We start from the raw sequence: 19,580 nt of genomic DNA on the forward strand, positions 1-19,580 counted from the left end.
ATGGTGAGCTTTGAAACCCACATGGCCTTGAGCCGCCTGTACGCCGATTACGCCCTGGCCGTGGACAGCGGCCAGTGGGATTTGTGGCCCGAATTTTTCACCGAGCAATGCGTGTACAAACTCATCCCGCGTGAAAACCACGAGCGCGGCTTTCCGCTGTGCACGCTGTCGTTCACCAGCAAAGGCATGCTGAAAGACCGCGTGTACGGCATCCAAGAAACGCTCTACCACGACCCGTATTACCAGCGGCATGTGGTGGGTGCACCCGTGGTGCGAAAGGTGGAGGACGGTCGCATCCACGCCGAAGCCAATTACGCGGTGTTCCGCACCAAGCTCGACAAGGAAAGCACCGTGTTCAATGTGGGCCGCTACATCGACACCCTCGTGCAAACCCCCGAAGGCCTCAAGTTCGCTGAACGCCTGTGCGTGTACGACAGCGAAATGATCCCCAACGCCATCATTTACCCGATATGACCATGACAAACTGGACCGACGTGGCCGCCGAGGCCGATTTGTTTGAAGGTGCGGGCATCGCCGTGAGCCCCGAGGGGCAAGACATTGCCCTGTTCAGCGTGGACGGCGAGGTGTTTGCCATCAACAACCTCTGCACCCACGGCAACGCCAAATTGTGCGACGGTTTTGTGGAAGGCGACCATGTGGAGTGCCCCTTCCACCAGGCCCAGTTCAGCCTGCGCGATGGCTCAGTGGCCTGCGGCCCGGCCACAGAACCCGCCAAGACCTGGCCTGTCAAGGTGGAGGGCGGGCGGGTGTTTCTTCAGTTGGGCTGATGCCAGCTGAGGGCCATTGCCATCAGTGGAAATCGTCTTCTCGCTGATGTCGCAATGCGAGGACGGTCACCGTGTGAGCGTCTTCAATTTCGAAAAGTGCCAGATACCCGGTCGCACCAAACGAAATGATGAGCTCTCTGAGCAGAGGGCCATGCTCACCCTCGGCTGCTTTGCGACACGAAAAAGGTGATTTGCGCAAAAAATCCAGACCGTTTTCAATGGCTTGCAATGCCCGTTCAGCGGTATGAATGTCAAATTCCAAAAGGAATTCATAAAGCCGATTCAGATCGGATTGGGCTTTTTCAGTGAAGCGAACCTGAAACTCATCCATGATCGAGACCGGCCCGACTCAAGAGGCCGAGGACTTGGCCTTCACCAGTTTGCGCTTCAATTCCTTCAGGACGTCTTCCGCTGAAAAGTAGACCTGACTTTGACGTGCTTCTTCTGCAGAACGCAAACCACGGGCGATGAACTCGTCCTCGGCTGCACGGTGTGCGATGAATCTTTCCAGTGAGGTTTCCATCAGCTTGGAAATGGTCTCGTTGGGGCGCAGTGCCTTTTCGGCGGCTTGTCTGAGATCCGGGCTGACACGAAGGGCCGGGAGTGTGGCGGTTTTCATAGGAGGCCTTTCAATTGCGATGCAATTGTAATGCGCGAGCGTTTCAACCCGTTCAATCGATCTGGGTGCGCGTCAACAGCATCGCATCCCCGTAGCTGAAAAACCGGTACTGCTGCGCGATCGCGTGGCGGTACAGGCCCATGATGTGCTCGTAGCCCGCAAAAGCGCTGACCAACATCATCAGCGTGCTCTTGGGCAGGTGGAAGTTGGTGATCAGGCGGTCCACCACCTGGAATTCAAAACCTGGCGTGATGAAAATCTGCGTGTCGCCGCTGGCCTGGCCAAATTTAGCCCACGATTCCAGCGTGCGCACCGTCGTCGTGCCCACTGCGACCACCCGACCGCCACGCGCCTTGCACGCGGCAATGGCTTGTTGTGTGGCCTCAGGCACTTCGTACCATTCGCTGTGCATGGTGTGTTCAGCGATGTTTTCGGTTTTGACGGGCTGGAAGGTGCCCGCGCCCACATGCAAAGTCACGCTGGCGGTTTGCACGCCTTGCGCTGTCAGGGCGTTCAGTACGCCTTCGTCAAAGTGCAGCGCGGCCGTGGGCGCAGCCACCGCACCCGGTGCCCGCGCAAACACGGTCTGGTAGCGCTGGGCGTCTTCTTCGGTGTCGGTGTGTTCAATGTAGGGGGGCAGCGGCACATGTCCATGCTTTTCCATCAAGGCGTGCGGCTCGTCGCTCAGCTGCAGGTGAAACAGCTGGCCGTTGTCGTCGGGCCAGCGGCCCAGCAGCACGGCATCAAACCCACCGTTGCGGGCACCGCCTGCCAGGAACATCTTGCCGCCCACCAGTGGCTTTTTGCTCACCTTCATGTGCGCCACCACCTGGTGGCCGGGCAGCACACGCTCGATCAGCAATTCGAGTTTGCCGCCCGATGCCTTCTCGCCAAAGATGCGCGCCTTCACCACCTTGGTGTCGTTGAACACCAGCAGGTCGCCTGCGTTCAGCAAGCCGGGCAGTTCATGAAAGATACGGTCCACCACCTTGGCGGACGAGCCATCGAGCAGGCGCGAGCCGCTGCGTTCGGCGGCGGGGTGCTGGGCAATCAGTTGGGGGGGGAGCTCGAAGTCAAAATCACTCAGGGTGAATTCGCGGGGGGCGGTGAAAGCAGTCATGGTGCAGGGCTGGACAGGCCCGAACAAATCAAAAGAAGCCCGGATTTTGCCTGAACGGTGCATTTCCCCGGGGAGGTTTTGGGCTGAGGCGCTCACGGCACAATCGGGGCATGCCCCCCAAGCCCGCATCCACGCCCGCCAAAACGCTGTCCGCGCCCCAAAAGGCGCTGATCAAGCTCGGGCTGGTTCGCGACATCGATCTCGCGCTGCACCTGCCGCTGCGCTACGAGGACGAGACGCGCATTGTCAAGTTGCGCGATGTGCGCGAAGGCGATACCGCGCAGATCGAGGCGACGGTGACGGCCTGTGAGATCACGATGCGCCCGCGCCGCCAGCTGCTGGTGACGGTGGATGACGGCTCGGACACCTGCGTGATGCGTTTTTTCAGCTTCTATCCTTCGCACCAGAAGGCGCTGGCGGTGGGCAACCGCATCCGGGCGCGGGGCGAGGTCAAGGGCGGTTTCATGGGGCTGACCATGATGCACCCCACCTTCAAGGCGGCGGGCGGCCATCTGGCCGAGGCGCTGACCCCGGTGTATTCCACCGTGGCCGGGCTGGCCCAAGCCTATTTGCGCCGGGCGGTGATCAATGGCCTGAACCATGCCGACCTGAGCGAGACTTTGCCACCGGGCGTGCCCTGGCCGGACCCGCGTGGAGCCTGGTCGCTGCGCGATGCGTTGCAGTTTTTGCACCACCCCACGCCCGATGTGTCGCTGGCGGCGCTTGAAGACCGCAGCCACCCGGCCTGGGTGCGTCTCAAATGCGAGGAGTTGCTGGCGCAGCAGTTGTCACAACTCACGGCCAAGCGCGAGCGCGATTTGTTGCGGGCCCCGGCCCTGAAGCTCAAGGGCCAAGGGCTGTATGGGCAGCTTTTGGCGGCCTTGCCTTTTGGGCTGACGAATGCCCAGCAGCGCGTGGGGCAGGAGATTGCCCAAGACCTGGCCCGCCATGTGCCCATGCACCGCTTGCTGCAAGGCGATGTGGGCGCAGGCAAAACCGTGGTGGCGGCGTTGGCGGCTATGGTGGCTGTGGATACGGGTTGGCAATGCGCGCTGATGGCGCCCACCGAAATTCTGGCCACCCAGCACTTTGCCAAATTGGTGGGCTGGCTGGAGCCGCTGGGCGTGAAAGTGGCCTGGCTGATTGGCAGCCAGAAGAAAAAAGAGCGCGCCGCCATGCTGGCGCTGATCGAGTCGGGCGAGGCCGCGCTGGTGGTGGGCACGCACGCGGTGATTCAGGAGCATGTCAAGTTCAAAAACCTGGCGCTGGCCATCATCGACGAGCAGCACCGCTTTGGCGTGGCGCAGCGCCTGGCCTTGCGCGGCAAGATGCAGGCCGATGGCATGGAGCCGCACATGCTGATGATGACGGCCACCCCGATCCCGCGCACGCTGGCCATGAGCTATTACGCTGATCTGGACGTGTCGGTGATCGACGAGTTGCCGCCGGGGCGCACGCCCATCGTGACGCGGGTGGTGTCGGACCACCGCCGCCATGAAGTGGTCGAGCGCATCGGGGCGCAAATTCAGCAGGGGCGGCAGGTGTATTGGGTGTGCCCGCTGATCGAAGAGAGCGAGGCGCTGGACCTGACCAACGCCACGCAAACCCATGCCGAGCTGAGCGAGGCTCTGCCGGGCGTGATGGTGGGCCTGCTGCATTCGCGCATGCCGGTGGCCGAAAAGAAGGCGGTGATGGACCTGTTCACCAGCGGCCAGATGGGTGTGCTGGTCAGCACCACGGTGATCGAGGTGGGGGTGGACGTGCCCAATGCCTCGCTGATGGTGATCGAGCATGCCGAGCGCTTTGGCCTGTCCCAGTTGCACCAGCTGCGCGGCCGGGTGGGCCGGGGCGCGGCGGCTTCGGCCTGCGTGCTGCTGTACGGCACCCCCGAGGGTGGCCGCCTGAGCGAGACCGCCCGCGAGCGCCTGCGCGCCATGGTGGAGACGAACGACGGTTTCGAGATCGCCCGGCGCGATCTGGAGATTCGCGGGCCGGGCGAGTTTTTGGGGGCGCGCCAGTCGGGTGCACCTTTGCTGCGTTTTGCCGATCTGGAGGCCGACGGCCATTTGCTGGACTGGGCCCGCGCCCTGGCGCCGCAGATGCTGGACCAGCACCCGCAACTGGCCGAGCGGCACATCCACCGCTGGCTGGGCGGAAAATCCGAATACCTCAAGGCTTGATGTTCAAATAGCACCCATGACCCTGACCGAACTCAAATACATCGTGGCCGTGGCCCGCGAAAAGCATTTTGGCAAGGCGGCCGAGGCCTGCTTCGTGTCGCAACCCACGCTGTCGCTGGCCATCAAGAAGCTGGAAGAAGAGCTGGAGGTCAAGCTGTTCGAGCGCAGCGCCAGCGAGGTGTCGGTCACCGCGCTGGGCGAAGAGATCGTGCGCCAGGCGCAAAGCGTGCTGGAGCAGGCCGCCGAGATCAAGGAGATTGCCAAGCGCGGCAAAGACCCGCTGTCGGGCACCATGCGGCTGGGGGTCATCTACACCATCGGGCCGTATTTGCTGCCCGACCTGGTGCGCCAGATCATCACCGACATCCCGCAAATGCCGCTGATGCTGCAAGAGAACTTCACCGTGCGCCTGCTGGAGATGCTGCGCACGGGCGAGATCGACTGCGCCATCCTGGCCGAGCCTTTCCCCGAGTCGGGGCTGGCGGTGGCGCCTTTGTACGACGAGTCGTTCATGGCGGCCTTGCCACTGAACCACCCGCTGGCCAAAGAGGCGTTCATCACCCCCGATCAGCTGAAAAACGAAACCATGCTGCTGCTGGGCACAGGCCACTGCTTTCGCGACCATGTGCTGGAGGTCTGCCCCGAGTTTGCCCGCTACGCCAGCCAGACCGAAGGCATCCGCAAGACCTTTGAAGGCTCGTCGCTGGAGACCATCAAACACATGGTGGCCGCGGGCATGGGCGTGACGCTGGTGCCCCGCCTGTCGGTGCCCGAACTCAAGCCCGTGCTCAAGCGCTCGGGTGGGCGGCACGATGCGCCTGTGCGCTACCTGCCCATTGTCGATCCGGCGGGCGGCAAGCCGCCCACACGCCGTGTGGTGCTGGCCTGGCGCCGCAGCTACACCCGTTACGAAGCGATTGCCGCCATGCGCAATGCCATTTATGCCTGCCCGCTGCCGGGCGTGACGCGCCTGTCCTGAGTGCTGTCTGTGGGAGCGAGCCCCTGCTCGCGAATGTGGGCTTGAGCCACGGCATGCATTCGGCCGCAGGGGCGGCCTCCCACATGACATCGGCACACGGATAATTCACCCATGACCGACAAACTCAAGCTGTATCTGGATTTGATCCGCTGGAACCGGCCTGCAGGCTGGTTGCTGTTGCTTTGGCCTTCATTGGCCGCCTTGTGGGTGGCCGCCGGGGGCTTTCCTGGTTGGCAGCTGGTCGTGGTGTTCACCCTGGGCACCATCCTCATGCGCAGCGCCGGGTGCTGCATCAACGACGTGGCCGACCGCGACTTTGACAAGCACGTCAAACGCACGGCCAACCGCCCGGTGACCAGTGGACGCATCGGCACGCGTGAAGCTTTGGGGCTTGGCGCTGTGCTGGCCCTGTGCGCGTTTGGCTTGGTGCTCACCACCAACTCGGCCACCATCGCCTGGTCTTTCGCGGCGCTGGCCGTGACCCTGGTCTACCCCTATGCCAAGCGTTATGTGTCCATGCCGCAGGCGGTTTTGGGCGTGGCCTTCAGTTTTGGCATCCCGATGGCGTTTGCGGCGGTGCAAGGGCAGGTGCCGCTTTTGGCTTGGGGCTTGCTGCTGGGCAACTTGTTTTGGGTGCTGGCTTACGACACCGAATACGCCATGGTGGACCGCGACGATGACCTGAAGATCGGCATGAAGACCTCGGCCATCACGCTGGGCGACAAGGATGTGCCCGCCATCATGGGTTTTTATGTGGCCTATTTGTGCATTTGGGCCTGGCTGCTGGACGCACTCCAGCAAGGCCTGTGGTTCTGGCTGGCCTGGGCGGTCTCGGCAGGCCAGGTGGTTTGGCACTATTTCCTGATCCGCCAGCGCAGCCGCGAGGGCTGCTTCAAGGCGTTCCGGTTGAACCACTGGCTGGGGTTCAGCGTGTTTGTAGGCGTGGTCTTGTCCTACGGCTGACGCTGCCGACCTGCACAGGGCACTGCTCAGACTTTGCCGAATTCGTCGCCCAATTCACGCGCCCTGTGCTCGGCCGCTTGCATGGCTTTGACAAAAGCGGGTTTGATCCCGGCCGCTTCCATCGCGGTGAGGGCTGCATAAGTGGTGCCGCCTTTGGAAGTGACGCGCTGGCGCAGCACTTCGGGTGATTCGCTCGAGGCCGCCGCCAGCGAAGACGCGCCCGAAAACGTGGCCACGGCCAGTTGGTAGGCCTGCTCGGCGCTCAGGCCCATGCCCACGCCCGCTTCGGTCATGGCTTCAAGGAAATAAAACACATAGGCCGGACCGGAACCCGACAAGGCGGTCACCGCGTCCAGATGCGACTCTTGTTGCACCCACAGGTATTGTCCGGTGGTGCCGATCACTTGCTCCACCAGTGCTTTGTCGCCAGCGGTGACCGATGGGCAGGCAAACAAGCCGGTGATGCCCTGGCCCACCAGCGCCGGGGTGTTGGGCATGCAGCGCACCACGCGCTCGGTGCCGACCCAGCGGCCAATGCTGTCGGTGCGGATGCCAGCAGCCACCGACAGGTGCAGCGCACCTCGGGTGTGCGGCATGACGGGGGCGGCGGCTTCGCTGAAGATTTGCGGCTTCACCGCCCAGACCACCAGATCGGCCTGGGCCAAAGCGGGGCCAGCGGCGGTCAGGGCGGTGATGCCGAAGTCTTTGAGCAGCTTGGCAGCGGTGTCGGCAAAGGGCTCGACCACGGTGATTTGTTCGGGCTTCATGCCCTGGCGGATCAGGCCGCCGATGATGGCGCTGGCCATGTTGCCGCCGCCGATGAAGGCGATGTGTTGTGTGGGGTGAGGCATGTTGTTTGGCGTGAGGGCGGGCCAGGCGCTTTGCGCCCGGCCTGGGACTGAGAAACCGGAATTGTCGCTGTTTATGCCAGGCGTCCGAACACCGGGGTTTCAGCGTGCAGTGGCCTGGCGCACCGCACGCTCCCAGCGGTCCATGCGCTCTTGGGCCTGGTCTCTGGGCAAGGTGGGGTAGAAGGTGCGGTCGGCGCGCCACTGCTGGCTCAATTCCTCCAGGCCGCTGTAGACCCCGGCGTGCAGACCGGCCAGATAGGCCGCGCCCAGGGCCGTGGTTTCGGTCACGGCGGGGCGCACCACCGGAATGCCCAGCAAGTCGGCCTGGATTTGCATCAAGAGGTCGTTGACGCAGGCGCCGCCGTCCACGCGCAACTCGGTCACGGCCACGCCGCCGCCAGCCAAGGCGTCGCGGTTCATGCTGTGCAGCAGGGCAGCGCTTTGGAAGGCGATGCTTTCGAGCGCAGCGCGTGCGATGTGCGCCACGGTGGAGCCACGCGTCAGCCCGACAATAGCCCCCCGGGCTTCGGCGTCCCAATAGGGGGCGCCCAGACCCGTGAAGGCGGGCACGAACATGACGCCCCCAGCGTCGGGCACGCTGTGGGCCAGGCCTTCGACCTCGCCGCTGCTGGAGATGGCCCGCAGGCCGTCACGCAGCCATTGCACCACGGCGCCGCCGATGAAGACGCTGCCTTCCAGGGCGTATTGCGGGGTGCTGGTGGCCTGGGCGGCCGAGGTGGTGATCAGGCCGTTTTGGCTGCGCTGAAAGGTGTTGCCGGTGTGCATGAGCATGAAACAGCCCGTGCCGTAGGTGTTTTTGGCCATGCCGGGGGTGAAGCAGGCCTGGCCGAACAAGGCGCTTTGCTGGTCACCGGCCACGCCGCCAATGGGCAGGCTTGTGCCCAGCAGCGCGGCTGTGGTGTCGCCAAAGTGGGCGCTGGAGGGCAAAACCCGAGGCATGAGCGCGTCCGGGATGTTCAGCAAACTCAGCAACTCGCTGTCCCAGGTGTTGGTGTGGATGTTCAGCAGCAGGGTGCGGGCTGCGTTGCTCACATCGGTCACATGCGAGCGGCCATCGGTGAGCTTCCAGATCAGCCAGCTGTCCACCGTGCCAAAGGCCAGCTCGCCTTGTTCGGCCAAGGCCCGGGCACCCGGCACATGGTCCAGAACCCATTGCAGCTTGGTGCCTGAAAAATAGGCGTCGATGCGCAGCCCGGTTTTGCCCAGCACCGTGTCCTCGTGGCCTTGCGCGCGCAAGGCGGCGCAGGTGGGTTCGGCACGGCGGTCTTGCCAGACGATGGCGTTGTAAATCGGCTCGCCCGTGCGGCGGTTCCAGACCACGGTCGTCTCGCGCTGGTTGGTGATGCCGATGGCCGCCATGTCGCTGGCCTGGAGCTGGGCTTTGGCCAGCACTTCATGCACGGTGGCCAGCTGTGAGGTCCAGATTTCCAGCGGGTCGTGCTCGACCCAGCCGGGTTGGGGGTAAATCTGCCGGAACTCGCGCTGGGCCATGGCCACCACCTGGCCGGCCTGGTCAAACACGATGCTGCGGGAGCTGGAGGTGCCCTGGTCCAGGGCGAGGAGGTAGCGCATGAGAAATCCTCAGAATGTCATTGGGGAGCGGCCGTGACACATTCCACATGGGCTTGCGTCATGAGGTCGGAAAAGCTGGCGGGGGGCGCTTCGTCGGTGAACAGCACGTCGATGTCGCGCAGGTGGCCCAGCTCGACCATGGCTGGGCGGTTGAATTTGCTGTGGTCGGCGGCCAGCCAGACCTCGCGGGCATGTTCAATGATGGTGCGTGCGACCTTGACTTCCCGGTAGTCGTAGTCGCGCAAGGTGCCGTCGGATTCGATGCCGCTGATGCCAATCAGGCCAATGTCGACCTTGAACTGGCGAATGAAGTCCACCGTGGCTTCGCCCACGATGCCTTGGTCGCTGCCACGCACCTGGCCACCGGCCACGATCACTTCGCAGTCGCGGTGCGTGCTCATCAGCGCGGCGATGTGCAAGTTGTTGGTGATGACGCGCAAGCCCCTGTGGTTGTGCAGCTCATGGGCCACGGCTTCGATGGTGGTGCCGATGTTCATGATCAGCGAACAGCCGTTGGGAATGCGCTGGGCAATGGCACGGGCAATGCGCAATTTGCCCTCGGACTGCATGGCCTGGCGTTGGCGGTAGGCGATGTTTTCGGTGGTGGAGCCGGGTAGGCGCACGCCGCCATGAAAGCGCGTGAGCAGTCCCGTTTCTGCCAGACGTTGCACGTCGCGGCGCACGGTTTGCAAGGTGACGCCAAACCGTTCAGCCAGCGCCTCAATGGAGATGGGGCCTTGGGTGCGGACGGCGTCAATGAGGGCGGTTTGTCGGGGATTCAGGTCCATGGTGATGACGGCTCTTTGCTGTATTCGAACATAAACGAAAATAAATTCAGCCCTACCTAGGGTAAATACCGGTTAAAAAAGCACCGAAACGAACTTTAAAATTTGTCAAACGAAAAAATTGGAACTTAGATGAACTTGAATTCTCTGCACGGAGAGCCGACATGCAACTGATTCTGGAAGGGGTGGGCAAGTCCGTTTCGGGCCAGGTCCATCTGTATCCACAGACCCTGGCGCTGCATCCGGGCCAGGTCACGGTCTTGCTGGGGGCCACCCAGGCGGGCAAGACCAGTCTGATGCGCATCATGGCAGGGCTGGATACGCCGACGCAAGGCCGCGTGCTGGTGGATGGGCAAGACGTCACCGGGCTGGCGGTGCGCCATCGCAATGTCGCCATGGTCTATCAGCAGTTCATCAATTACCCCTCGATGACGGTGTTTGACAACATCGCATCACCTTTGAAATTGAGCGGGCAAGCCGATGTGGCCAAGCGGGTGCATGAGTTGGCCGCCAAGCTGCACATCGAGATGTTTCTGAACCGCCTGCCCGCCGAGCTGTCGGGTGGGCAGCAGCAGCGGGTGGCCTTGGCGCGTGCCTTGGCCAAGAAGGCGCCGCTGATGCTGCTGGACGAGCCGCTGGTGAATTTGGACTACAAGCTGCGTGAAGAGTTGCGCGAAGAATTGGCGCAGCTGTTTGCCAGTGGTGATTCCACCGTGGTGTATGCCACCACCGAACCGGCCGAGGCCTTGCTGCTGGGCGGCTACACGGCGGTGCTGGACCGTGGGCGTTTGTTGCAATACGGCCCGACTGCCGAGGTGTTTCATCAGCCTGCATCCATCCAAGTGGCCAGCGCATTCAGTGACCCGCCCATGAACCTGTTGCCTGCACAGACCAGTGCCACGGGTGTGGCCTTGCCGGGTGGTTTTGAGCTGCCTCTGGTTTTGCCGACTTCGGCGCCCCAAGACGTGGTCTTGGGCGCACGCGCCAGCGCCTTGCGTGTGCAGGGGCAGCCGGGTGACCTGCAATTGCCGGGTGTGGTGGAACTGGCGGAGATTTCTGGTTCGGACACCTTTGTGCATGCAAAGACCCCGGTGGGCAATCTGGTGGCGCAACTCACAGGTGTGCACGAGTTCAAGCTGGGGGCGCCCATCAGTTTGTTTTTGCAGCCTTCGCAGGTGTATGTGTTTGATGCTGCAGGCCCCTTGGTGATGGCACCTGTGCGCAGCGGGAGGATGGGCTGATGGCTCAAATTGAATTGGACTTGGCGCATGCCTACAAACCGAATCCACAGGTGGAGACGGATTACGCCTTGCTGCCCCTGAAGATGAGCTTCCGCGATGGCGGGGCCTATGCCCTGCTGGGGCCGTCAGGCTGCGGCAAAACCACCATGCTCAACATCATGTCGGGGCTGGTGGTGCCCTCGCAAGGCACAGTGAAGTTTGACGGGCTGGATGTCACGCGCAGCAGCCCGCAAGAGCGCAACATTGCGCAGGTGTTCCAGTTTCCGGTGATCTACGACACCATGACGGTGGCGCAGAACCTGGCGTTTCCGCTCAAAAATCGCCAGGTGCCCGCCGATCAAATCCACAAGCGCGTGGGGCAAATTGCCGAAATGCTCGATATGAGCCATCAGTTGGACATGCGCGCAGCGGGCTTGTCGGCCGACCAGAAGCAAAAAATATCTTTGGGTCGGGGGCTGGTGCGCTCGGACGTGTCGGCGGTGCTGTTCGACGAACCGCTGACGGTGATCGACCCGCATCTGAAATGGCAGCTGCGGCGCAAGCTCAAGCAGATTCACCACGAACTCAAGCTCACGCTGATTTATGTCACGCACGACCAAGTCGAGGCGCTGACTTTTGCAGACGAGGTGGTGGTCATGACGCGCGGCAAGGCGGTGCAGGTCGGCTCTGCCGAGGCGTTGTTCGAACGCCCAGCACACACCTTTGTGGGGCATTTCATCGGTTCGCCCGGGATGAACTTTTTGCCAGCGCAAGCGCTCGGGGGCGTTTTGACCGTGCAAGGTCAGGCCGTGCAGGTGCCGCAAGGCCTGGCAGTGCCCGAAGGTGTGCTCAAGCTGGGCATTCGACCGGAATACCTGCAGGTCTCGGCGGGGGCTGAGCCGGGTACTTTGGCCGCTGTGGTGCGCCAGGTGCAAGACGTTGGTACCTACCAAATGGTCACCTGCGATGCAGCAGGCGTGGTGCTCAAGCTGCGATTGACACCGCAAGCGCAGGCGCCGCAGGTGGGTGCGCAGGTGTTTTTGCATGTGCTGGGGGCGCACACCTGCTTTTACAAGAATGAGGAGCTGGTGGCATGAACTCGATAGAAAAACCCGTCAATCAAAAAGCCTGGTGGCTCGTACTGCCTGTCTTGTTGTGTGTGGCGTTTTCGGCCATCTTGCCCTTGATGACGGTGGTCAATTATTCGGTGCAAGACATCATCTCGCCCGAGCGCCGTGTGTTTGTGGGCACGGAGTGGTTTGCCGCTGTGATGCGCGATGAGGAGCTGCACGGCGCCTTGTGGCGGCAGTTGCAGTTTTCATTGGCTGTTTTGGCGGTGGAAATTCCTTTGGGAATTGCGTTGGCGCTGTCCATGCCTGCACAGGGCTGGAAGTCTTCTGCCGTGCTGGTTCTGGTGGCCTTGTCGCTGCTGATTCCCTGGAACGTGGTGGGCACCATTTGGCAAATTTATGGCCGTGCTGACATCGGTTTGCTGGGCCACACTTTGCAGGTCATGGGTTTTGAGTACAGCTACACCGGCAGTCCCACCCACGCTTGGGTCACGGTGTTGATCATGGATGTGTGGCATTGGACGCCGCTGGTGGCTTTGCTGGCTTTTGCCGGTTTGCGCAGCATTCCCGATGCCTATTACCAAGCCGCGCGCATCGATGGCGCCAGCAAGTTCGCGGTGTTTCGCTACATCCAGCTGCCCAAGATGCGCGAGGTGCTGATGATCGCAGTGCTGCTGCGCTTCATGGACAGTTTCATGATTTACACCGAGCCTTTTGTGCTGACCGGTGGCGGCCCCGGCACTGCGACCACCTTCTTGTCGCAGTACCTGACGCAAAAGGCTGTGGGGCAGTTTGACCTGGGTCCCGCAGCGGCGTTTTCCTTGATCTACTTCCTCATCATTTTGCTGTTGTGCTTTGTCCTCTACAACTGGATGCAAAGCCTGGGCACCGCCCACAAGGAGCACGCACATGCATGACCAGCGTTTTCACAAGCGGTCGATTTTTCTGGCCGTCTACATCGTCTTTGCCTTGTTGCCCATTTACTGGATGGTCAACATGAGCTTCAAGACGAATGAGGAAATCCTGTCGAGTTTTTCCTTGTGGCCGCAGCACTTCACCTGGGGCAACTACCTGACGATCTTCACCGATCCGTCTTGGTACTCGGGCTATATCAACAGCCTGATCTATGTGGCCATCAACACGGTGATTTCGGTGTCGGTGGCTTTGCCCGCAGCCTATGCGTTTTCGCGCTACCGCTTTTTGGGTGACAAGCACATCTTCTTTTGGTTGCTGACCAACCGCATGACGCCGCCAGCCGTGTTTTTGCTGCCGTTTTTCCAGCTCTACACCACGCTGGGCCTGATGGACACGCACATTGCCGTGGCCATGGCGCACCTGTTGTTCAACGTGCCTCTGGCGGTGTGGATTCTGGAAGGCTTCATGAGCGGCATTCCACGCGAAATCGACGAAACGGCCTACATCGACGGCTACAGCTTTCCGCGCTTTTTCGTCATGATTTTCTTGCCCCTCATCAAGGCTGGCGTCGGTGTGGCCGCTTTCTTTTGTTTCATGTTCTCGTGGGTGGAGTTGCTTTTGGCGCGCACCCTGACCAGTGTGAACGCCAAACCGATTGTGGCCACCATGACGCGGACCGTGAGCGCTTCGGGCATGGACTGGGCCACGCTGGCGGCAGCCGGTGTGCTGACCATCGTTCCGGGCGCCATCGTGATCTGGTTTGTGCGGCATTACATCGCCAAAGGCTTTGCCATGGGAAGGGTTTGACATGTTTGACTGGATGGTCTGGACCACGCCTGTGGCCGTTTTCTTTTCGTGCATCGGGCTGATGCTGGTGGGCATGACGGTGTGGGAAATCAAGTCCCCCACGGTGATGCGCAAGGGTTTTTTGCCCATGGCCACCACCCGTGGTGACCGCTTGTTCATTGGCTTGCTGGGGGCGGCCTACATCAACCTCGCGTTTGTGGGGGTGGCCGGTTGGCTTACCGAACGCTTGTCGCTGGACAGTGAGCCCAGTGTCTGGATCAGCCTGGGGTTGTCCATCGTCTGGCTGCTGGGTGTCATGCGCAAGGGCTGATTCATTTTCCCGGAATTGCGGCCCGGAGCTTCCCCGGGGGCCGCGGTACCTTTTGACTGCACTCGGGGAAATTCACATCATTGAGGAGACATCATGAAATTGCGCTATTCCATATTGGCCGTTTCTGCGGCGCTGGCTCTGGGCTCGAATGTGGCCTGGTCCGACGAGGCGGCGGCCAAGCGCTGGGTCGATACCGAGTTCCAGCCTTCCACGCTGAACAAAGACCAGCAGCTGGCCGAGATGAAGTGGTTCATCGACGCGGCCAAGAAACTTCAGGCCAAGGGCGTGAAGGAAATCTCGGTGGTGTCAGAGACCATCACCACCCATGAATACGAGTCCAAAACGCTGGCCAAAGCCTTCAGCGAAATCACCGGCATCAAGGTCAAGCATGACCTGATCCAAGAGGGTGATGTGGTTGAAAAACTGCAAACGTCCATGCAGTCCGGCAAGTCGATTTATGACGGCTGGATCTCGGACTCCGACCTGATCGGCACGCACTACCGTTACGGCAAGATCCTCAACCTGTCTGACTACATGACCGGTGCGGGCAAAGAATGGACTAACCCTGGCCTGGACCTGAAGGATTTCATCGGCACCAAGTTCACCACCGGCCCCGATGGCAAGCTCTACCAGTTGCCCGACCAGCAATTCGCCAACCTGTACTGGTTCCGCGCCGACTTGTTTGATCGCAAGGATCTGAAGGACAAGTTCAAAGCCAAATACGGCTATGACCTGGGCGTGCCCTTGAACTGGAGCGCTTATGAAGACATTGCCGAGTTTTTCACCAATGATGTGAAAAACATCGATGGCAAGGCGATTTATGGCCACATGGACTACGGCAAGAAGGACCCTTCTTTGGGCTGGCGCTTCACCGACGCCTGGTTGTCCATGGCGGGAACGGCCGACATCGGCGCGCCCAACGGTTTACCGATTGACGAGTGGGGCATTCGCGTGGCCGACGACAAGTGCACCCCGGTGGGCGCATCGGTGTCTCGCGGCGGCGCCACCAACTCGCCTGCAGCGGTCTATGCGCTGACCAAGTATGTTGACTGGATGAAGAAATACGCACCCAAGGAAGCCTCGGGCATGACCTTCGGTGAAGCCGGTCCGGTCCCCGCACAAGGCCAGATTGCGCAGCAGATCTTCTGGTACACCGCATTCACGGCCGACATGACCAAGCCAGGTCTGCCCGTGGTGAACGCCGACGGCACACCCAAGTGGCGCATGGCCCCCGGCCCGAATGGTCCGTATTGGAAGCAAGGCATGCAAAACGGCTACCAGGACGTGGGCAGCTGGACCTTCTTCAAGAACCATGATGCCAACCGCACGGCTGCAGCCTGGTTGTATGCCCAGTTTGTGACGGCCAAAACAGCCAGTCTGAAGAAGACCCTGGTGGGCTTGACGCCCATCCGTGAGTCCGACATCCAGAGCAAGGCCATGACCGACATGGCACCCAAGCTCGGTGGTCTGGTCGAGTTCTACCGCAGCCCGGCCCGTGTGGCCTGGTCGCCCACAGGCACCAACGTGCCCGATTACCCCAAGCTGGCCCAGCTGTGGTGGCAAAACGTGGCGCAGGCTGTGACGGCTGAAAAGACCCCCCAGCAGGCCATGGACAACCTGGCCGAGCAAATGGACCAGGTCATGGGCCGTCTGGAGCGTGCGGGCATGGAGCGCTGCGCGCCTAAGCTCAACAAGAAGGAAGACCCCGCCAAGTGGCTCAGCGACAAGCAGGCCCCCTGGAAGAAATTGGCCAACGAGAAGCCAAAGGGTGAAACCATCGCCTATGACCAGCTGCTCAGCGCCTGGAAGAGCGGCCGCGCTCGCTGATCGCCTTCGGGCTTGAGTCCTCCCCAACTGCCCTGCGGCCCCTGTGGTCGCAGGGCTCCCAAACGCCTGACTATGAAACGCGCTGAACTGCTGACCACATTGGACAAACATCCAACTTATGACCTGGTGGTGGTCGGTGGAGGGGCGACGGGTTTGGGGGTGGCTCTGGATGCGGTGCTGCGCGGATTTTCGGTGCTGCTGCTGGAGTCGCATGACTTTGCCGGTGGCACATCGTCCCGGTCCACTAAATTGCTGCATGGTGGGGTGCGCTATCTGGCGCAGGGCAATATCTCTTTGGTGCGCGAAGCGTTGGCTGAGCGTGCCGCCGTCTTGAAGCTGGCGCCGCATCTGGCCCAGCCTTTGCCCTTTGTGATGCCGTCTTACAAGTGGTGGCAGACGCCATTTTATGGCCTGGGTCTGAAGCTTTACGACTTGTTGGCAGGAAAAGCAGGCTTGGGTCAAACCGAATGGCTCAATGTCCAGGAAACCCTGGCGGCCTTGCCGGGTCTGCAATCTGAAGGTTTGAAGGGTGGCGTCAAGTACTGGGATGGCCAGTTTGACGATGCCCGGCTGGCGCTGGCCTTGGCGCGCACGATTGAGCGTGCGGGCGGTCAGGTGCTCAATTACATGAATGTGACGCGTGTGCATGGCTTGCCAGCGGTGCGGGCCGATGGTGCACGCTTTGAACTGTCACTGACCGACCAGCGACAGTCGGGTGCTTATCGCGTGTTGGCCCGCTCGGTGGTCAATGCGGCGGGTGTCTGGGTAGACGCTGTGCGCCAGCAGTCCTTGCTGGATGCGGGCCAGGCAGTACCCGAGCGGATTGTGACGGCGAGCCAGGGCGTGCATCTGGTGGTCAGCCGTGATTTCATGCCGGGCCGTCATGCCTTGCTCGTGCCCAAAACTCAGGATAACCGGGTGCTGTTTGCCGTGCCCTGGATGGGGGCCCTGATCCTGGGGACCACCGATACGCCCAGGCAGGACTTGCCGCGTGAACCGCAAGCCTTTGAAGCCGAGCTGGACTTCATCTTGAGCGAGGCGAGCAAGGTGCTGAGTCGCCCGGTCACGCGCGCTGATGTGCAAAGCATGTGGGTGGGTTTGCGGCCCTTGGTGGGCTCGAACCAGGCCCAAACAGGTACCCAGAGTTTGTCGCGTGAGCACACCATCGTGACGGACGACAATGGGCTGATCACGGTCACCGGGGGCAAATGGACCACCTACCGCTCCATGGCAGAAGATGTCATGCAGGCGTGTTTTGAGGCTGGGGTATTGCCCCGGCAGGTGGGACAGTCCAGTCAAAGCCATGCCTTGCTCGGTGCGGTTCGAAGTGGCAGCGGTCTGGCGGTGTGTGATCCGCCGGGGTGGCATTTGTACGGCAGTGAAGAGGCCGCCGTGCGTGCCTGCCCGGGCGCTGAGCAGGCGTTGGGCCTGGGCCTGACGCAGGCTATGGTCCGTTATGCAGCCCGTCATGAGTACGCCTGGACCGTCGAGGATGTGCTGGCCCGTCGCTGGCGGGCCTTGTTTCTGGATGCACACCAAGCCATGGCCATGGCACCAGAGGTGGCGCGCATCTTGAGTGAAGAAACCGGGCAAGATCCCCATTTGGCCGATTTCATGGCCTTGTCTCTGAAATACCTCTGATCAATGGGAAATGGCCGACATCATCTGCCCACCTCGCTGGTGGTGCGCGCAGGCCTGACAGTGGACTATGAAGAGGCGCGTCGAACGCGCTCATCGATCAGACAGGCCTGAAGAAATGCCCTGCTGCGCCATGTTCTGGCCTTGATGGGGGTTAATTTGTTGAAATTATTCAACAAGGTGTTGCACAGTCGGATTTTTTCAGACATAATAGAGAGCTTCGCTTTTCAAAAGGCGTAAGTATCTGCCCAATCTGAAGCGCTGCGAGTGGTTCGCGGTGTGAATGACGGGTCCAAGACTGATTTCTGCGTGCGGGCTGCAAGGCTTGTGGGCGAGAAATACAAGTTGGGAACAAAGAAATGATCCAGACAGAATCTCGGTTGGATGTGGCCGACAACACCGGCGCCAAGTCCGTGCTGTGCATCAAGGTGCTCGGCGGGTCCAAGCGTCGCTATGCAAGTGTTGGCGACATCATCAAAGTGAGCGTTAAAGAAGCCGCCCCACGTGGTCGCGTCAAAAAAGGCGAGATCTACAGTGCTGTGGTGGTTCGCACTGCCAAGGGCATCCGCCGTGGCGATGGCTCGCTCATCAAATTCGATGGCAACGCCGCTGTGTTGCTGAACGCCAAGTTGGAGCCCATCGGCACCCGCATCTTCGGCCCGGTCACGCGTGAACTGCGTACCGAGAAGTTCATGAAGATCGTGTCCCTGGCTCCTGAAGTACTGTAAGGACGCGCCATGAACAAGATTCGCACAGGCGACGAAGTCATCGTCATCACAGGTCGTGACAAAGGCAAGCGCGGCAAAGTGTCGTCGCGCGCCAGCGATTCGCACCTCTTGATCGACGGCATCAACATCGTCAAAAAGCACGCCAAGCCAAACCCCATGAAGGGGACCACTGGCGGCATCATCGAAAAGGCCATGCCGATTCACCAATCCAATGTGGCGATTTTCAACGCCGCAACTGGCAAGGCTGATCGTGTGGGCATCAAGCTGCAAGCTGACGGCAAACGCGTTCGCGTTTACAAGTCCAGCGGCGAAGAAATCAAGGTGGCATGAGCATGGCACGTTTGCAAAAACTCTTCCGCGAGAAAATCGCTGCTGACCTGACAGCCAAGTTTGGCTACAAGTCGCCTATGCAGGTTCCTCGCATCACCAAGATCACCTTGAACATGGGTGTTTCTGAGGCGGTGGCTGACAAGAAAGTCATGGATCACGCCGTGAGCGACTTGACCAAAATCGCAGGCCAGAAGCCTGTGGTGACCAAGGCCAAGAAAGCGATTGCCGGCTTCAAGATCCGTGAGCAACAGCCTATCGGCTGCATGGTCACTCTGCGCGGTGTTCAGATGTACGAATTCCTGGACCGTTTCGTGACCGTGGCTCTGCCTCGCGTTCGTGACTTCCGTGGTATTTCTGGCCGCGCCTTCGATGGCCGTGGCAACTACAACATCGGCGTCAAAGAGCAGATCATTTTCCCTGAGATTGAGTACGACAAGGTCGATGCCTTGCGTGGTCTCAACATCAGCATCACCACAACGGCCAAGTCGGACGAAGAGTGCAAAGCTCTTCTGGCGGCTTTCCGCTTCCCCTTCAAGAACTGAGGTGTCACGTGGCTAAAGTAGCTTTGATCGAGCGTGAGCTCAAGCGTGAAAAACTGGCGGCCAAATTCGCGAAAAAATACGCGGAATTGAAAGCCATCGCCAACGATGCCAAGCGCAGTGATGAAGAGCGTGCAGCTGCCCGTCTGGGTCTGCAAAAGCTTCCGCGCAACGCCAACCCGACCCGTCAACGCAACCGCTGTGAAATCACCGGTCGCCCACGCGGTACGTTCCGTCAATTTGGTCTGGGCCGCGCCAAGATCCGTGAACTTGCCTTCGCAGGCAACATTCCGGGCGTGACCAAGGCCAGCTGGTAAT

Annotated in this window: 22 protein-coding genes; 16 read left to right on the forward strand and 6 right to left on the reverse strand. The window is 61.0% G+C overall.

Annotated elements, in window-relative coordinates; translation table 11 throughout:
* Nucleotides 1-474: an aromatic-ring-hydroxylating dioxygenase subunit beta gene (locus ACZ5RT_RS00450; protein ID WP_108428264.1), complete on the forward strand. Its 474-nt coding sequence runs from the start codon at nucleotides 1-3 to the stop codon at nucleotides 472-474.
* Complete coding sequence (locus tag ACZ5RT_RS00455) at nucleotides 471-788, forward strand: non-heme iron oxygenase ferredoxin subunit (protein ID WP_291927656.1); 318 nt, start codon at nucleotides 471-473, stop codon at nucleotides 786-788. The genes ACZ5RT_RS00450 and ACZ5RT_RS00455 overlap by 4 nt, the downstream gene beginning before the upstream one ends.
* Nucleotides 789-810: 22 nt before the next feature.
* Here the strand turns inward: ACZ5RT_RS00455 and ACZ5RT_RS00460 are convergent, their stop codons facing one another.
* Genes ACZ5RT_RS00460 through queA form a run of 3 tightly spaced genes read right to left on the reverse strand, consistent with a single transcriptional unit; the run spans nucleotide 811 to nucleotide 2,527 of the window.
* Nucleotides 811-1,119 (reverse strand): type II toxin-antitoxin system RelE/ParE family toxin, encoded by a 309-nt coding sequence (locus tag ACZ5RT_RS00460; protein WP_291927653.1) that lies wholly within the window; start codon nucleotides 1,117-1,119, stop codon nucleotides 811-813.
* 18 nt (nucleotides 1,120-1,137) lie between these two features.
* On the reverse strand, nucleotides 1,138-1,407 hold the full coding sequence (locus ACZ5RT_RS00465) for a YlcI/YnfO family protein (RefSeq protein WP_108428267.1): 270 nt from the start codon (nucleotides 1,405-1,407) through the stop codon (nucleotides 1,138-1,140).
* 52 nt (nucleotides 1,408-1,459) lie between these two features.
* Nucleotides 1,460-2,527: a tRNA preQ1(34) S-adenosylmethionine ribosyltransferase-isomerase QueA gene (gene queA, locus ACZ5RT_RS00470; protein ID WP_464453194.1), complete on the reverse strand. Its 1,068-nt coding sequence runs from the start codon at nucleotides 2,525-2,527 to the stop codon at nucleotides 1,460-1,462.
* Between the two features lie 110 nt (nucleotides 2,528-2,637).
* On the opposite strand from queA, the gene recG reads away from it, so the two are divergent.
* From recG to ubiA, 3 genes are all read left to right on the forward strand, one after another.
* Nucleotides 2,638-4,707, forward strand: coding sequence for an ATP-dependent DNA helicase RecG (recG, locus tag ACZ5RT_RS00475; RefSeq protein ID WP_464453195.1), 2,070 nt, complete (start codon nucleotides 2,638-2,640; stop codon nucleotides 4,705-4,707).
* Nucleotides 4,708-4,723: 16 nt separating this feature from the next.
* Nucleotides 4,724-5,686: a LysR substrate-binding domain-containing protein gene (locus tag ACZ5RT_RS00480; RefSeq protein WP_108428270.1), complete on the forward strand. Its 963-nt coding sequence runs from the start codon at nucleotides 4,724-4,726 to the stop codon at nucleotides 5,684-5,686.
* A gap of 111 nt (nucleotides 5,687-5,797) precedes the next feature.
* On the forward strand, nucleotides 5,798-6,649 hold the full coding sequence (gene ubiA, locus ACZ5RT_RS00485; protein WP_416559658.1) for a 4-hydroxybenzoate octaprenyltransferase: 852 nt from the start codon (nucleotides 5,798-5,800) through the stop codon (nucleotides 6,647-6,649).
* 26 nt (nucleotides 6,650-6,675) lie between these two features.
* Here the strand turns inward: ubiA and proC are convergent, their stop codons facing one another.
* The 3 genes from proC to ACZ5RT_RS00500 all read right to left on the reverse strand — a co-directional run bounded on the left by proC (nucleotide 6,676) and on the right by ACZ5RT_RS00500 (nucleotide 9,881).
* Nucleotides 6,676-7,500: a pyrroline-5-carboxylate reductase gene (gene proC, locus ACZ5RT_RS00490; RefSeq protein ID WP_464453196.1), complete on the reverse strand. Its 825-nt coding sequence runs from the start codon at nucleotides 7,498-7,500 to the stop codon at nucleotides 6,676-6,678.
* A gap of 99 nt (nucleotides 7,501-7,599) precedes the next feature.
* Nucleotides 7,600-9,093 carry a glycerol kinase GlpK gene (glpK, locus tag ACZ5RT_RS00495; RefSeq protein ID WP_464453197.1) on the reverse strand — a complete coding sequence of 498 codons (1,494 nt, stop codon included), beginning with the start codon at nucleotides 9,091-9,093 and terminating at the stop codon, nucleotides 7,600-7,602.
* Nucleotides 9,094-9,110: 17 nt separating this feature from the next.
* Nucleotides 9,111-9,881: a DeoR/GlpR family DNA-binding transcription regulator gene (locus ACZ5RT_RS00500; protein WP_464453198.1), complete on the reverse strand. Its 771-nt coding sequence runs from the start codon at nucleotides 9,879-9,881 to the stop codon at nucleotides 9,111-9,113.
* A 161-nt stretch (nucleotides 9,882-10,042) separates the two neighbouring features.
* Here ACZ5RT_RS00500 and ACZ5RT_RS00505 point away from each other — a divergent pair, with 161 nt between their 5' ends.
* From ACZ5RT_RS00505 to rpsN, 11 genes are all read left to right on the forward strand, one after another.
* On the forward strand, nucleotides 10,043-11,119 hold the full coding sequence (locus ACZ5RT_RS00505; protein ID WP_464453199.1) for an ABC transporter ATP-binding protein: 1,077 nt from the start codon (nucleotides 10,043-10,045) through the stop codon (nucleotides 11,117-11,119).
* Nucleotides 11,119-12,195 carry an ABC transporter ATP-binding protein gene (locus ACZ5RT_RS00510; RefSeq protein WP_464453200.1) on the forward strand — a complete coding sequence of 359 codons (1,077 nt, stop codon included), beginning with the start codon at nucleotides 11,119-11,121 and terminating at the stop codon, nucleotides 12,193-12,195. Before ACZ5RT_RS00505 ends, ACZ5RT_RS00510 begins: the two co-directional genes overlap by 1 nt.
* Nucleotides 12,192-13,085: a carbohydrate ABC transporter permease gene (locus tag ACZ5RT_RS00515; RefSeq protein ID WP_464453201.1), complete on the forward strand. Its 894-nt coding sequence runs from the start codon at nucleotides 12,192-12,194 to the stop codon at nucleotides 13,083-13,085. The genes ACZ5RT_RS00510 and ACZ5RT_RS00515 overlap by 4 nt, the downstream gene beginning before the upstream one ends.
* Nucleotides 13,078-13,890, forward strand: a complete 813-nt coding sequence (locus ACZ5RT_RS00520) for a carbohydrate ABC transporter permease (RefSeq protein ID WP_464453202.1) — start codon at nucleotides 13,078-13,080, stop codon at nucleotides 13,888-13,890. Before ACZ5RT_RS00515 ends, ACZ5RT_RS00520 begins: the two co-directional genes overlap by 8 nt.
* Before the next feature lies 1 nt (nucleotide 13,891).
* Nucleotides 13,892-14,200, forward strand: a complete 309-nt coding sequence (locus ACZ5RT_RS00525) for a DUF2160 domain-containing protein (RefSeq protein WP_464453203.1) — start codon at nucleotides 13,892-13,894, stop codon at nucleotides 14,198-14,200.
* Between the two features lie 93 nt (nucleotides 14,201-14,293).
* Nucleotides 14,294-16,027: an ABC transporter substrate-binding protein gene (locus tag ACZ5RT_RS00530; protein ID WP_464453204.1), complete on the forward strand. Its 1,734-nt coding sequence runs from the start codon at nucleotides 14,294-14,296 to the stop codon at nucleotides 16,025-16,027.
* Between the two features lie 72 nt (nucleotides 16,028-16,099).
* On the forward strand, nucleotides 16,100-17,668 hold the full coding sequence (locus tag ACZ5RT_RS00535) for a glycerol-3-phosphate dehydrogenase/oxidase (protein WP_464453205.1): 1,569 nt from the start codon (nucleotides 16,100-16,102) through the stop codon (nucleotides 17,666-17,668).
* A 356-nt stretch (nucleotides 17,669-18,024) separates the two neighbouring features.
* The gene (gene rplN / locus ACZ5RT_RS00540; protein WP_108428702.1) at nucleotides 18,025-18,393 is read left to right on the forward strand and encodes a 50S ribosomal protein L14; all 369 of its coding nucleotides are present in this window, start codon (nucleotides 18,025-18,027) and stop codon (nucleotides 18,391-18,393) included.
* Nucleotides 18,394-18,402: 9 nt separating this feature from the next.
* Entirely contained in the window at nucleotides 18,403-18,723 is a 321-nt protein-coding gene (gene rplX / locus ACZ5RT_RS00545) for a 50S ribosomal protein L24 (RefSeq protein ID WP_062407194.1), read from the forward strand.
* 2 nt (nucleotides 18,724-18,725) lie between these two features.
* Complete coding sequence (gene rplE, locus ACZ5RT_RS00550; RefSeq protein ID WP_108428710.1) at nucleotides 18,726-19,265, forward strand: 50S ribosomal protein L5; 540 nt, start codon at nucleotides 18,726-18,728, stop codon at nucleotides 19,263-19,265.
* 8 nt (nucleotides 19,266-19,273) lie between these two features.
* Nucleotides 19,274-19,579 carry a 30S ribosomal protein S14 gene (gene rpsN / locus ACZ5RT_RS00555; RefSeq protein ID WP_053172533.1) on the forward strand — a complete coding sequence of 102 codons (306 nt, stop codon included), beginning with the start codon at nucleotides 19,274-19,276 and terminating at the stop codon, nucleotides 19,577-19,579.
* Nucleotide 19,580 lies beyond the last annotated feature (1 nt).

Source organism: Limnohabitans sp. TEGF003, from assembly GCF_055395455.1.